The 13,794-nt window shown below is 68.5% G+C and carries 12 protein-coding genes; 9 read left to right on the top strand and 3 right to left on the bottom strand.

Annotated elements, in window-relative coordinates; all coding sequences use genetic code 11:
• Positions 1-20 precede the first annotated feature (20 nt).
• The 9 genes from OV287_RS15070 to OV287_RS15030 all read left to right on the top strand — a co-directional run bounded on the left by OV287_RS15070 (position 21) and on the right by OV287_RS15030 (position 11,082).
• Positions 21-170 (top strand): hypothetical protein, encoded by a 150-nt coding sequence (locus tag OV287_RS15070; RefSeq protein WP_267534708.1) that lies wholly within the window; start codon positions 21-23, stop codon positions 168-170.
• Positions 171-181: 11 nt separating this feature from the next.
• The gene (locus tag OV287_RS15065; protein ID WP_267534707.1) at positions 182-406 is read left to right on the top strand and encodes a helix-turn-helix domain-containing protein; all 225 of its coding nucleotides are present in this window, start codon (positions 182-184) and stop codon (positions 404-406) included.
• A 207-nt stretch (positions 407-613) separates the two neighbouring features.
• The gene (locus OV287_RS15060; protein WP_267534706.1) at positions 614-1,372 is read left to right on the top strand and encodes a Dickkopf N-terminal cysteine-rich domain-containing protein; all 759 of its coding nucleotides are present in this window, start codon (positions 614-616) and stop codon (positions 1,370-1,372) included.
• A gap of 107 nt (positions 1,373-1,479) precedes the next feature.
• Complete coding sequence (locus tag OV287_RS15055; protein WP_267534705.1) at positions 1,480-2,445, top strand: hypothetical protein; 966 nt, start codon at positions 1,480-1,482, stop codon at positions 2,443-2,445.
• Positions 2,446-2,490: 45 nt separating this feature from the next.
• On the top strand, positions 2,491-4,329 hold the full coding sequence (locus tag OV287_RS15050) for a serine/threonine-protein kinase (protein ID WP_267534704.1): 1,839 nt from the start codon (positions 2,491-2,493) through the stop codon (positions 4,327-4,329).
• Positions 4,326-5,045, top strand: a complete 720-nt coding sequence (locus tag OV287_RS15045; protein ID WP_267534703.1) for a hypothetical protein — start codon at positions 4,326-4,328, stop codon at positions 5,043-5,045. Before OV287_RS15050 ends, OV287_RS15045 begins: the two co-directional genes overlap by 4 nt.
• Positions 5,046-6,920: 1,875 nt before the next feature.
• On the top strand, positions 6,921-9,197 hold the full coding sequence (locus OV287_RS15040) for an FG-GAP-like repeat-containing protein (protein WP_267534702.1): 2,277 nt from the start codon (positions 6,921-6,923) through the stop codon (positions 9,195-9,197).
• 295 nt (positions 9,198-9,492) lie between these two features.
• Positions 9,493-10,059: a TetR/AcrR family transcriptional regulator gene (locus OV287_RS15035; RefSeq protein ID WP_267534701.1), complete on the top strand. Its 567-nt coding sequence runs from the start codon at positions 9,493-9,495 to the stop codon at positions 10,057-10,059.
• A 54-nt stretch (positions 10,060-10,113) separates the two neighbouring features.
• A complete protein-coding gene (locus tag OV287_RS15030; RefSeq protein WP_267534700.1) occupies positions 10,114-11,082 on the top strand; it encodes a quinone oxidoreductase family protein in 969 nt (322 codons plus the stop codon).
• A 16-nt stretch (positions 11,083-11,098) separates the two neighbouring features.
• Here OV287_RS15030 and OV287_RS15025 read toward each other — a convergent pair whose 3' ends face one another.
• From OV287_RS15025 to OV287_RS15015, 3 genes are all read right to left on the bottom strand, one after another.
• Entirely contained in the window at positions 11,099-12,451 is a 1,353-nt protein-coding gene (locus OV287_RS15025; protein ID WP_267534699.1) for a sensor histidine kinase, read from the bottom strand.
• On the bottom strand, positions 12,448-13,188 hold the full coding sequence (locus OV287_RS15020) for a response regulator (RefSeq protein ID WP_267534698.1): 741 nt from the start codon (positions 13,186-13,188) through the stop codon (positions 12,448-12,450). Before OV287_RS15020 ends, OV287_RS15025 begins: the two co-directional genes overlap by 4 nt.
• 65 nt (positions 13,189-13,253) lie before the next feature.
• Complete coding sequence (locus OV287_RS15015; RefSeq protein WP_267534697.1) at positions 13,254-13,793, bottom strand: thioredoxin family protein; 540 nt, start codon at positions 13,791-13,793, stop codon at positions 13,254-13,256.
• Position 13,794: the final 1 nt, after the last annotated feature.

The raw sequence follows: 13,794 nt of genomic DNA, 5'->3' as shown, positions 1-13,794 counted from the left end.
GCGAAGCGATGGATACCGTTATGACACCAAAGGTGGCCGAAGTGCAGAAGCGAGTGAAGGAGCTGGAGCGGGAGTTGCGACGCAAGGAGAAGGCAAAACTCCAGGCCCTGGGCTGGGACGAGCGACACAGCGCAGAGGACGAAGAGTCGTCCGAGCCGAGCGAGAGCTGACGCTGTCGTTGGTGCAGCAGGCGCAGAGCGCGGGCGTGGGGCTCCTCGGCCCGGAGGACCTGGAGCTGGGCGGAGACGATGCGCCCCTCACTCCTCTGGACGAGGCCCGCGACGCCTTCGTTCAACGGTATGTGCGCGAGGCCATCACCCGCAGTGGAGGGAGCAAGAAGGAGGCGGCACAGGCGTTGGGGATCGGCCTGCGCTCACTGTTCCGCTACCTGGGTGAAGGGGACTGACACGCGTGTCCCCTCGGGAGGGCCCTCGCGCGTGCCAGCTCTGGCACGTTCCTCCCGCGCCGGAGGGCCTTCCCGGGACTCCCAGGCGTGCAAGCCCGCGAAATCGTGGGCTTCCACCGCTCCGAAGCCCCCTGGCACTCCACTTGCCCTGGGAGTGCCCAGCTGCGCCGGCAGGGGCCGATGCGCGGGACTCACGAGGGCAAACACATGAAGCGGATGATGATGGCTTTCCTCCTGGTGCTGGCGGTGGGCTGTGGCAACACCTCGGGCGGCGACGGCGATGGCGGCAACAACGGCGGCGGCGGCGGCAACGGCGGCGGAGACACCCTCCCGCAGGGCCTGTGCAACGCCACCCACAGGTGTCCGGACGGCCAGTTCTGCTTCAACGGCATCTGCGCCGTGGGCTGCACCTCCAACAAGGACTGCGGTGACAGCATGTACTGCGACACCGAGGACATCGGCCCGCCGTACTACTGCAAGAACAAGACGGTGCCCACGTGTACCTCGAACAGCCAGTGCGCCGAGACGCAGGTGTGTCTCAAGGGCTTCTGCAGCCTCAAGCCGCCCGAGGTGAAGCCCGCGTGCGACCCGGACAGGTCGGGCTCCGCGGAGGACGGCTGCGACAAGTACGCCATCTGCGTCGACCCGAACGAGGAGAACAACACGAAGCAGGACGCCTACTGCGCCTCGTTCCCGCCGTGCCCGCAGAGCGGCGTGTGCCCGACGGGCCAGTTTGGCGCCGTCTGCAACGACGGCTACCTCAGCGGCAAGGGACGCTTCTGCATGGAGGGCATGTGCAAGGACAACTCGAACTGCCCCTCCAACTGGAACTGCGTGAAGCCCTATACCAATGCGGTCCTCGGCTTCTGCAGCTCCGGCGCTCCTGGCATGCCCTGCACGAGCAACGAACAGTGCGCCAGCAACAACTGCGCTTCCTTCCCAGGCATGGCCGGCGTGTGCCTGTAACGCGCCCCTCGCTCCACGCGTGAACCTGTGACAGGAGGGCGGTCGGACGGCTCCCCTGCCGGAGCTGTCCTTCCGCCCCTGCTCACATAGAATCCCCCTGTTTCCCCATGCGCCGACTCCTCTTCATCGCCTCCGCGCTCATCGCCCTGGTGGCCGCCGGGTGCCCGCTCACCATCCAGGTCCGCTGCGACGAGTCCTTCCCATGCAACGACGGCGAGGCGTGCGTGGCGGGCGCGTGTGTCCGGGTGGAGTTGGAGTCCGCGCAGGTGGGTGCGGCCTGCACCTCCGACGCCGCGTGTGGCACCGGGCTCACCTGTGGAACGGGCTTCCCCGGCGGCTACTGCCTCGCGCCGTGCGGCGAAGGAGACGCCTGCGCCTCGGGCTCGGTGTGTGTGAAGGAGCTGGGCCGGTGCATGCGCGCCTGTGGCGAGGCGTGCAGCCGCCCGGGCTACGCGTGCAGGCCCGTGCCGCAGCCTGGGAGTAGCACCTGGGCCTGCGCGCCCACATCCAGCGACGGAGGGGACGGGGGGACGGTGGACCCGGGTCCTTCGGAGGACGCGGGCTGCACGGGACAGGTGCCCCTGAACGAGCGCTGTGCCCAGGCATGCGACTGCGCCCCCCCCGGGGCGGACTGCGTCGGCAGCGTGTGCGTCCAAACGTGCACCCGGGACTTGGACTGCCCGGACGGCTCGCGCTGCAACGGAGAGCATTGCGAGAAGGGGCCGCGGCTCGGTGAGGCGTGCCGAGACAACTTCGACTGCCCGGGCGTCGCGAAATGCAATGCCCAGCGCCGCTGCACGAAGAGCTGCATCACGGACCAGAGTTGCCCGCTCGACTACCGGTGTGCCCCAGACTCGGTGTGCGTGAACGAGTGCACCAGCGCTCCGCCGGAGACGGTGGGCCTCACGTGTGAATCCTCCATGGACTGCGCCCGCTGCGGCTTTTGCGTGTCCTCCGGTGCCGTGAAGCAGTGCCGCCAGCCCTGCCAGCTCGACCGGGACTGCCCCGGAGGTGCGGTGGGCGCGTGCGAGCAGGTGGGCTCGACGGAGCTCCGCGCCTGCCGCCTGCCCTGAGACGGAGGTTGCTCCCGGGAGGCCGGGCCCTACAATGTGCCCGCGATGACGGGTGAACCACTGGCCGGCCGCTACCAGCTGGAGCAGGAACTGGGACGCGGAGGCATGGCCACGGTCTTCCTGGCCACGGACCTCCGGCTGTCGCGCCAGGTCGCGGTGAAGGTGATGCACCCGGGAGGGGACGGGCGCCGCGCCGAGCGATTCCGCCAGGAGGCCGCGCTGGTGGCCTCGCTCAAACACCCCAATGTGCTGGAGATTCACGACTTCGGCGAGGACGCGGCACGAGGTCCCTTCCTGGTCTGCGAGTGGGTGCAGGGAGAGGACCTGCGCGAGCTGACGCGGAGGCTCTCGCCCGTGCCCCCCGAGGTGGCGGCGGTGCTCGGCTGGGAGCTGGCCCGGGCGCTCGGGGCGGCGCATGCGCGGGGTGTGGTGCACCGCGATGTAAAGCCGGAGAACGTCCTGGTGGCTCGGGGTGGACCGCTGAAGCTGGCGGACTTCGGCATCGCCGCACTCGCCGACCAGGAGCGGCTGACGAGCACCGGCGGAATCACGGGCTCGCTGGCGTACATGGCGCCCGAGCGCATCGACACCGGAGCCTTCTCGCCGGCCTCGGACGTGTACGCGGTGGGTGTCGTCCTCTTCGAGCTGTGCGCCGGCACCACCCCGCACGGAGGAAAGGGGGCCGCGTACCTGGCGGCCTCGGTGATGACGAAGGACGCGCCGCCACTGGCCTCGGTGGTGCCCGGCACGCCCGAGCCGTTGAATGTGCTGGTGGCACGCTGTCTCGCGCTGGACTCGCGCGATCGGCCCGCGAACGGTGAGGAGCTGGCACGGATGCTGGAGGACGTGGTGGGCCGGATCGCCGGCCCTCCCGCCGAGGAGGCCCGGGCCTTCTTCCAGGCACCGGAGGCATACGCAGCGCGCTGGCGCGAGGCCCGTTTTCAACGGCTGCTGAGCGAGGGAGGCTCGCTGCTGGCCCACGGCGACGGGGCTCGGGCCGCGAGGGTTCTCAACGAGGCACTGGCGCTCCGGCCGGACTCGCCCGAGGTGATGTCACTCCTGCGCGAACGTCCGAAAGCCAGACGCTCGACGGCGATCGGAGTGGGTGCGGCGCTGGCCGGCATCGTTGCAGTCGTCGGAGTGGTGGGATGGGGAGCATACCCGTGGCGCACACCGCCGCGGCCTCCGGAGGAGACCTCGACCCAGGGAGTCGAGGAGCGAGTCATCGCGGAGCCGGTTCCAGCACGGGACCCGGAGACCGACACCCCGAAGGCCCTTCCCAGGGAAACGGCCAGCTCCGCACCGGCGGGAGTTGCGCCAGTGCGCAGGGCAGTGCCCACCAGGACGGATGGCGCAAGGGGGGCGCGTGCTCCGACCGAGTCCACGCCTCCGGCGCCATCCGGCTCACCCGAAGGCGCCGCTGCCTCCGCCACGGGAGCGCCCCTGGCCGGGGAACCCGTGAAGCCCGCGACACTGAGGGTGACGACACGCCCCTGGGCCGAAGTGTTCGTGGACGACCAGAGCCGGGGCTACACGCCGCGTGTGCGCGAGGTGAACCTGTCACCGGGCACGCACCGGCTGCGCTTCGTCAACCCGCAGTGTGACACCTGGGAGGAGGTCATCCAGGTGGCCGCCGGGGAGCTCGTGTCGCGAGAGGTGAAGCTCCAGGTGCGCAAGGCCGAGATGGTCATCGTCGCGCCAGCGGGTGCCCGCGTCTTCGTCGATGGGGTGGAGGCAGGGGTGGCGCCGCTGCCCGGCCCCGTGAATGTCGAGCACGGCTCGCACGTCATCTCGGCCCGGGTGCCCGGCGTGGCCCCCCTGCAACGCGAGGTGGACGTCGTGGCTGGCAAGCGCATCGAGGTGGTGTTGGAGGTGGCGCCATGACAGCCATCGTCGTGGCCCTGGTCCTGTCACTCGCGTCCCCGTTGGAGCCGGCCCGCGCGGCGTACCAATCCGGCGAGCTGGCGCAGGCCCGTGCCGAGCTGGAGGCGCTCCTCTACCCCCTGCAACTGCACGGGGACGAACTGGAGGGCGAGGCCCATCTGCTGCTGGCCGCCACCTACCACGCTCAGGAGGATCCGGCCCGCGCCGAAAACGAGGCGGTGCTGGGGCTCGGCGCGAGCCATGACACGAAGCTCGATCCGCTGCTGTACCCTCCGGACTTCATCGCCTTCGTGGAGCGCGTGCGCACCGTTCATCGGGAGCGCATCGCCGCGATGACCGCCACGCGCCGTCCGCCCTCCCTCACGCCGCCCCTCCCTTCAACCCCCGAGCCCTCTGCGGCGGATCTGGCACTCCGGGGAACAGCCTCCCCCTCGCATGGCTGGTACCTGGTGCCCTTCGGCGTGGGCCACTTCCAGCATGGCCGGCGCACCCAGGGAACCGTGCTGGCGGTGACGCAGGGGGCGAGTCTGGCCATTTCCGCGGCATCGCTGGGCACGGCGCTGGCGCTGCGGGGCCCCGACGGGCGGTACAGCGCCGGGGACGCGAGCGTGGCCCGAGGGCTCAACATCTCCTACCTCGTGGGGGCCTACGCCTTCGCTGCCCTCTACGCCTACGGTGTGCTCGACGGCCTCGTCCTCACCTCACGAGCCCCTTGAGTCCTCCCGAGAAGGCCGAGAAGGTGTCAAAGGACTCGAACCGGCGCCTTGGCATCGGCACCGGAGAAGGTGTCAAAGGACTCGAACCGGCGTGGTCCAGGCTACTGCCGCACACTTCATGGTAGAGCGGCCTGGGCAGGTGTGTGCCCAAAGGGGGCTGCACGGCCTCTCCACCAGCCTGGCGCACTGCTCGGCCGGCCTCTGTCAGCGGCCCTCCTCGTCACCTCCGCTCTCCTCCTCGCTCGTGCCCACCAACGGGCTCCCTCCTCCGGCCTCAGCTCCGCCCCCACTTGAGGGAACCGCTTGCGGTACTGCCGCTCGGCGTTCGTTCACATAGCGCGCCGGCCGTCATGCCGATGCAACCATTCCGACCGCGACCGCTTGCTCAACGCGCGCGCGATTGATCAGACCTTGGAACCGCCCATCGGCACGCACGAGGGGAAGCCACGCTCCGGGATGCTCCACGACCAGTCGCGCCCGCGTACTGCGATCCGCGAGTCGAAATGCATCGAACGACATCGCTGCAACGTCCAGAACGTCAGCAAACAGTTTCTCGACCAGGGGAGCGTTCAGCCACTGTGCATATTCGAAGCGACCCGGACTCAATTGCTCCCACGGACCGGGGTCGTTGGGCGGAGGCACAGGAACTTGTATGTTGCCGAGGAAGCCGCGCAACAACTCGGCGGCGTTGTTCGAGTCGACAAAGCGCCCTTGGTCATTGTCGATCGGCGGCTGTGTTTGGAACGGACCACGGCTTACAACAAACTGGGACCATGCGCGTATTTCGCCATTAGAGCGCCTAACAAAAATAAGGACTGGGCCCTCCCGCCAGAGGGGCGACACCCCTCAAACCTTATTTTTGTTAGGCGCTCTTAGCCAATGCCACTTCGAGCTTGGGATACGCTCGTGCTAATCGCCAGCGAATGACGTCGCTCGCACACATGCCGACAAAGTGGCCGTGCACGTCTTTGGCGGTATCCACGAAAACCACCGCCTGCATGCTGCGCATGCGCTTCAGGATCACGGACAGGATGTACAGACGCGACGTCAGCCACTCTCATCCTTGTCCCAGGTCCACGACCGCGAATTCGAGCGGCGTCTTGGCCTCAAGCTGCTCGTAGAAGCTCCGCAATGTGCTGTCATTGATATCGTTCGCCGTGCCGGCAACTCGGGAAAGTCATGAGCGTCCGCCTCTAATGGGGAGCGTGCCATGACACTCTAGATTGCAAGGGAGCTGGAAGATGTCTCTATTTGGAGCGATATGGTGCCTTCACGACTGTCATCGTCGCCTTATTGTTTGAAACCAGTGAGGCTCGCGCAGAAGCTTCCAGTCAGATCATCTATCATCATGGGAGCGCGGCCTGGGCAGGCGTGTACCCTCAAGAGGGCTGCGCGGCCTGTCTGCCGGCCGGGCGCACTGCTCTCTGGAGGCGAGGGGATTTCTCAGCCCCCTTTCCTCCCTTCTCCTTTCCTCCTCGTGTCGTGCCGCGTCAACCTCACTCCCGCTCTTTGACTCCCACCGGACTCCCTCTCGGGTCGCCTCGCTTGAGTTCTTTGATTCCCTTTCGAGGAGTTCTTTGACACCTCTCGGGCTGAAACGCAGAGACGGGGCCTTCTTGTAGGAACCACGCACAGTTGCATACTGTGTTGCACTTGTCCGCACTGTGTTGCACTTGTCGTTGGGGGCCAAACGAGCGAGATACCGGGCCGGAACGCCAAAAGACGGGCAGGGGCCTGCCTCGACATCACCTCCCGAATCCGTATTCCATTCCACGGTGGCATCGATCCTGTATTGACGACCTGACGCGTCTCCGTTAGGCCGGTGCTGCGCGCGGCACCCCATGCGTATTCAAGAATAGAGGACTAGACCCAGACATGCGTTACCTCAAAAGCGCTCTCTCCTACCTTACGATCCCGATTCTCTCCGCCCTGCTCCTCGCGAGCTGTGCCAGCACTGACCCCTCCGAGGCCGACAGCCACGAAGGCGACGAGACCGTGGGCGAGAGCCATGACGCGCTCACCGCCGAACAGTGCACCTACTTCGATGTCAACGGTACGGTCCAGATCTGCCATAAGACCAGCTCGACGATTCATCCCTACACGATCGTCCGTGTTAGCGAGCAGGCGTGTATCAACGCGCACAGCGCTCACAACGGCGACTACGTCACCAGCCTCGACCCGACCTCGCCGCTCTACGACCCGACGTGCAGCGGCCAGGGCTGCCTGGCCGTGAACGCGCCGTGCGACGCCACGGTCCCCTGCTGCGACGGCCTCACGTGCCAGAGCGGCACCTGCGTCGACGTCAACGAGTGCGCCGCCGGTACCGACAACTGCAACGAAAACGCCACCTGCACCAACACCGCGGGCTCCTTCACCTGCGCCTGCAACGCGGGATACGAGGGCGACGGCGTGACCTGCACCAACATCGACGAGTGCGCCGCAAACCCGTGCCTGAACGGCGGCACCTGCACCGACGGCATCAATAGCTACACGTGCGCGTGCGCTCCCGGCTTCACCGGCACCAACTGCGAGACCAACATCGACGAGTGCGCCGCAAGCCCCTGCCTGAACGGTGGCACCTGCATCGACGGCATCAATAGCTACACGTGCGCGTGCGCTCCCGGCTTCACCGGCACCAACTGCGACATCAACATCGACGAGTGCGCCGCAAGCCCCTGCCTGAACGGCGGCACCTGCACCGACGGCATCAATAGCTACACGTGCGCGTGCGCTCCCGGCTTCACCGGCACCAACTGCGAGACCAACATCGACGAGTGCGCCGCAAGCCCCTGCCTGAACGGTGGCACCTGCACCGACGGCGTGGGCAGCTACACCTGCGAATGCGCGCCCACCTACGAGGGGGCCAACTGCCAGGCTTGCTCCGGCACCCTCGGGGACTGCAACGGGAACTCGTCCGACGGCTGCGAGGTGAACCTCCAGAGCGACGCCGATAGCTGCGGCGCCTGCGGCATCGTGTGCGCGACGGGCCAGATCTGCTCGAACGGCACCTGCCAGGCCGAGCCCACCGGCCAGGTCCCCGGCACGCCGATCAGCTCCCCCGCGAACCACAACCCGCTGGCCCCGGCGGTCGCCGATGTGAATGGCGACGGCAAGCTCGACATCCTGGTGGCCAACGCCGAATCCGGGTCGATCCTGCTCCCCTCCGGCTCGCTCTCCGTTTTCCTGGGGAACGGCGACGCCAGCGTCCAGTCGGAGGTCAACTACGGGGGCGCCTCGCTCTCCAGCAACGCGGTCGTGGCCGTGGACGTGGACGGCGACGGGTGGCTCGACGCCGTCACCGTCAACGGCCAGACCAACCTGCTCCTCATCAACGGAAACATCAGCGTCTACAAGAACCTGGGCCCGAGCGCGCCCGGGACCTTCGGCGCGCCGACGAGCTTCACCACCGGCACCCCGGGCTCCGTCCACCTCTGCACCGGGGACTTCGATCTCGACGGGGTGGCTGACATCGCCACGACAAGCGTGACCCTGAGCCAGGTGAGCGTGCTCTTCGGCACCGGCGCGGGCAGCTTCGGCGCGCCCACGTTCATCGGCATCCCGAACACCGGCGGCGTGCAGTCGACGATCGCCTGCCGTGACCTGAACAGCGATGGCTTCTCCGATCTCGTGGTGACGAGCCCCGCCAGCGCACGCCTGTCGATCCTCATCAACCAGGGCAACGGCTCGTTCGCCGCACCAGTCTCCTACGCCAACGCCGTCAACGGCCAGACGGCGGGCATCGCCTTCGGCGACGCCAACGGCGACGGCACGCTCGACATCCTCTCGAACGGCGCGGCCGGCCGGTACCTCTTCTTCTTCAAGGGGAACGGCAACGGCACCTTCGCGAGCGGCGTTCAGTCCGCCGCCGCGGCCACTACGGCCACCAACTCGGCGCTGGGCGTCGTGGCCGATGACTTCAACGGCGATGGCAAGCTCGACGCCTACATCCTCGTTACAACGGCCTCGGGCGGCGTCCGCCCGATGACCGGCAACGGCAACGGAGGCTTCACCTCGGGCACCGTCGTCACGACCGGCGCCTCGCCTGGCCTCAACGCCATCGCAACCGCGGACATGGACGCGGACGGGTACGCCGATCTCATCCTGACCAACAGGGGATCCGGCACCGTGACCGTGGTCCCCAACGGACTCTGAGTAGCTGTCCGCGATACCGGGCAAGCGGGCGCTGGGGCGGTGTGCCCTGATTTCAGCGCGGTCTCGGTAGGAGAATCGGTGCGCCGCGTGCTTCGCGCGCGGCGCACCGAAAGACGCGCAGGCGCCTGACCCGACCTCACCTCCACAGAGGCCGTATTCCACACGGGTGCAGGACCACGCGGCGTGCCGGAGAAGGTGTCCGGAGAAGGTGTCAAAGGACTCGAACCGGCGCAAAAGAGCGGCGGCCCACCGCCCATTCTTGACTATCTGTTCCAAAACCCTGTATCCAACGACCATGGCCAGACCCAAGGCGTTCGACACGGATGAGGCGCTGGACGCCGCGATCGGCGTGTTCCGCGAGCATGGCTTCGAGGGGACCTCGGCCGACATGCTGGTCAAGGCCATGGGGATCGGCCGCCAGAGCCTCTACGACACCTTCGGCGACAAATGGGGCCTCTATTGCGCCGCCGTACGGCGCTATTCGGCCCTGGAAGGCAGCGCCCACGTCGCGGCCCTGCGCAGTCGGCCGCGGGCCATCGAAGGCCTTCGGGCCATGGTGGAGCGCCTGGTCGAGGACGCCGGGCAGGCCTGTCTGGGGATCGGGTCCATCTGCGAGTTCGGCCGCGCGCGGGCCGATCTGGCAAAGCTTCACGACGCCGCCGATCGGGCGCTGCACGGCGCGATCGTCGAACGCGTGCGCGCGGCCCAGGCCGACGGCGACGTCGGCGTCGAGCTGAACCCCGAAGAGGCGGCGGGTTTCCTCATCTCGAGCTTCGCCGCCATCCGCATCGCCGCCCGGGGAGGCGCCGACGCCGACCAGCTCCGCGGCCTAGGCCGTCTCGCGCTGCGCGCCCTGCGGTGAGCTTCTCTTTTTTTGCGCAATTCTGGAATGAACATTCAACATGAGGAGAGAACGATGAAAGCTGTCGTGATGACCCGCCAGGGCGGGCCCGAGGTCATGGCGTTCGTAGAGCGTCCCGAGCCGGTCGCTGGGCCGGGAGAGGCGCTCGTCGAGATCGCCGCGGCGGGCGTGAACTTCATGGACACGGGCGTGCGGCGGGGGCTCGCCTGGAGCGACAAGCCAGACCCGAAGGTCCTGGGCGTCGAGGGCGCCGGGCGGGTCCTGTCGGTCGGCGCCGGCGTCGATCCGACGTGGGTGGGACGCCGGGTCGCCTGGGTCTACGCGCCCGGCAGCTACGCCGAACGGGTCGCCATCCCGGCCGACGCGCTCGTGCCACTGCCCGACGCCATCGACGATCGCACGGCGGCGGCGGTGATGATGCAGGGTCTGACCGCGAGCCACTTCGCCACCGACTTCCACCCCGTGCAGCCCGGCGAGGTCGCGCTCGTCCATGCCGCCGCTGGTGGCCTTGGCCTGCTCCTCACCCAGATCATCAAGCTGAGGGGTGGCAAGGTCATCGGCCGCGTGTCGCACGCGGACAAGGTCGCCGTCGCGCGCGAGGCGGGCGCCGACCATGTGATCGTCGACGACGAGGGCCGATTCGCCGACGAGGCGGTCCGTCTCTCCGGCGGCGACGGAGTGCACGTGGTCTACGACGGTTCGGGTCCGAAGACCTTCCAGGCCTCCCTGGCCTCCTTGCGCCGCAGCGGGACCTTTTGCTGGTACGGGCCGGTGCTCGGCGGGCCCGGGCCCATCGACTTGATGAGCCTGCCCAAGAGCATCAAGCTCGGCTACGCGGTCTTCTCCGACCATATCGCGACCAGCGAGCTGCTGCGCAGCCGCACCGCGCGCCTGTTCGACTGGATCGCCGCCGGCTCGCTGAAGGTCAGGATCGGGGGCGTCTATCCGCAGGCCGAAGCCGCGCGGGCCCATGCGGACATGGAAAGCCGCCGCACGACCGGCAAGCTCCTGCTCATCCCGTGAAGCGCCAGCGGGCCGGCTAGCGCGCCGGCGTGGGCGTGGATGCCGGTGCCACCGGCAGCAGCAGCGTCGCGCGCAGGCCACCACCGTCACGGTTGGCGAGCACGAGCTCACCGCCCAGCGTGGCCACCAACTGCTGGGCGATGGCCAGCCCCAGCCCGGTGCCACCGGTATCGCGGTTGCGCGAGCTCTCCAGCCGGTAGAACGGTTGCAGCACCGCCTGCATCTCCTGTTCGGGAATGCCCGGGCCACGGTCGCACACGTCCACGGCCATGCGCCCGTCGTCGAGCCGGCGCACACCGACCTCGGCGCTGCCGCCGTACTTCACCGCGTTGTCGATCAGGTTCTCGACGATGCGCCGCAAGGTCGGTGGCCGCGTGCTCAACGAAGCGCGCGCGCATTCGCCCAGCGTGACCGGCTTGCCCGCGTCCTGGTAGTCGCACACCACGCTGTCGAGCAATGCGTGCAGGTCCAGCAACACCGCCGGGCCGGTGGCCCCGTGGGTGCTGCGCGCGTAGGCGATGCCCTCGCGCACCAGTTGCAGCAACTGCTCCAGGTCGTCGATCAGGCGATCGCGGTCGGCGCCCTCCCCCATCGCTTCCAGGCGCAACTTCATGCGCGTGATGGGAGTCTGCAGGTCGTGCGAGATCGCGGCGAGGATCTGCAACCGCTCCGCGAGATAGTGGCCGATGCGTGCCTGCATCGCATTGAACGCGGTGGCGGCCTTGACCACTTCCACCGGCCCTTCCCGCGGTAGCGGCGGATGTGCGCGCGCCGGGTCCAGCCGCTCGACCGCGTCGGCGAGCTGCACCAGCGGTCTCGTCGCCAGCCGCACCGCCAGCCACGCGCACAGCAACAGCAGCGCCAGCTGCGCCGCCAGCACCACCGGCAGCCAGCGCGCGATCGGCATCACCGAGGGTGTGACCTCGATGGTCAGCGGCTGGCCATCGGCCAGGGTGAGCTGCACCTCGAAACACTCCGGCGAGGTGGACACCGTGCGCGCCTGCAAGCGGTAGCGATGGTCCAGGCTGCGATCGATCAGGGCGGTGACCTCGCGCGCCCGCTCGCTGGTCAGCGGCACGCCGGGCCGCGCCGGGCCGAGCAGGTAGCGGTAGGTGCGCCGCTCCAGGCTTGGCGCCCATCGCGCGCGCTCGGCCGGGCTCAGGCGTTCGAGCAGGGCCACGCTGACGGCCACGTCCTGGTCCAGGTGGGTGAGCATCATCGAACGCGTGGCCATGTAGCGCTCGGAGAACAGCAGCGCGAAGGACAGCGCGTGCGCGAGCAGCAATCCGGCGAACAGGATCAGGGCCAGGCGCGCGGCGAGGGTGCGTGGCAGCAGACGCCGCCAGCCGGTGCTCGGGGCGGCGTTCATGCGTTCTCGCCGAGCAGGACCACGGGCTGGCAGAACACGTAGCCCTCGCTGCGCACGGTCTTGATGTAGGCCTGCCCGCGCGCGTCGTCGCGCAGGCGCTGGCGCAGGCGGCTGACGAGCAGGTCGATGGAGCGGTCGAACAGCTCGGCGTCGCGGCCACGGGTGAGGTTGAGCAACTGGTCGCGACTGAGCACGCGCTGCGGGTGGTCGAGGAACACGCGCAGCAGGCGGAACTCCGCGCCGCTGAGCGGATAGGCGGTGCCCTCTTCGTCGAGCAGGTGGCGCGCGGTGGTGTCCAGCCGCCACTGGCCGAAGCCGATCAGCCGGCCGGCCTCGGTGACCTGCAGGTTGGGCGGCAGCATGCGCGTGCGCCGGAGCACCGCGTTGATGCGCGCCAGCAGCTCGCGCGCGGAGAACGGCTTGACCACGTAGTCGTCCGCACCCATCTCCAGGCCGATGATGCGATCGGTCTCATCGTCGCGCGCGGTGAGCATCACCACCGGCACGCTGCGGTTCTTGCCGGCGCGCAGGTTGCGGCACAGCGACAGGCCATCTTCACCGGGCATCATTACGTCGAGCACGATCAGATCGACGTCGCTGGCGTCCAGCGCCGCGCGCATCTCGCGGCCGTCGGCGGCGAGCGTGGTGCGCAGGCCGTTGCGCTGCAGGTAATCGCCGACCATGCGGCGGATCTCGCGGTCGTCGTCGACGATGAGGATGTGGTCTGTATGAGCCATGGTGTCGTCCGAGAGAAGGATGGCGACGGCCGCGCCGCAGCCGCCGCCATGTTAGCGCACCGGACTCAGCGCGCGGCCAGCAGGGCCCGGATCTGCGCCTCGGTGCGGTCGTAGGCGCCCTCGCCGAAATGGCGGTATACCACCCTGCCCTCTCTGTCGATCAGGTAGAGCGCGGGCCAGTACTGGTTGCCATAGGCGTTCCAGATCCGGTAGCCGTTGTCCTGCACCACCGGATGCTGGATGTCCAGACGCCGCACCGCCTCGCGCACGTTGGCGCCCACGCGTTCGTAGCCATATTCGGGCGTGTGCACGCCCACCACGACCAGGCCCTGATCTGCGTAGCGCGCGTGCCATTGCGAGACGTAAGGCGCCACGCGCAGGCAGTTGATGCACGAGTAGGTCCAGAACTCGACCAGCACGACTTTGCCGCGCAGCTGCGACATGCGCAGCAGCGGGCTGTTGATCCACTCACCGCCGCCGCTGAAGTCCGGCGCGGTGGTGAGAGTGGCCAGCCGCGCCTCGTCGGCGCGGGCAGAGGACCAGGCCAGCACGATGGACACGGCGGCGATGGCGGCGATGAGAAAGACACGAAGGAAGGTAGGCATG

Source organism: Archangium lansingense (assembly GCF_026626635.1).
GTDB classification, from domain to species: Bacteria; Myxococcota; Myxococcia; order Myxococcales; family Myxococcaceae; genus Archangium; species Archangium lansingense.
This window is presented reverse-complemented; position numbering and strand designations above follow the sequence as displayed.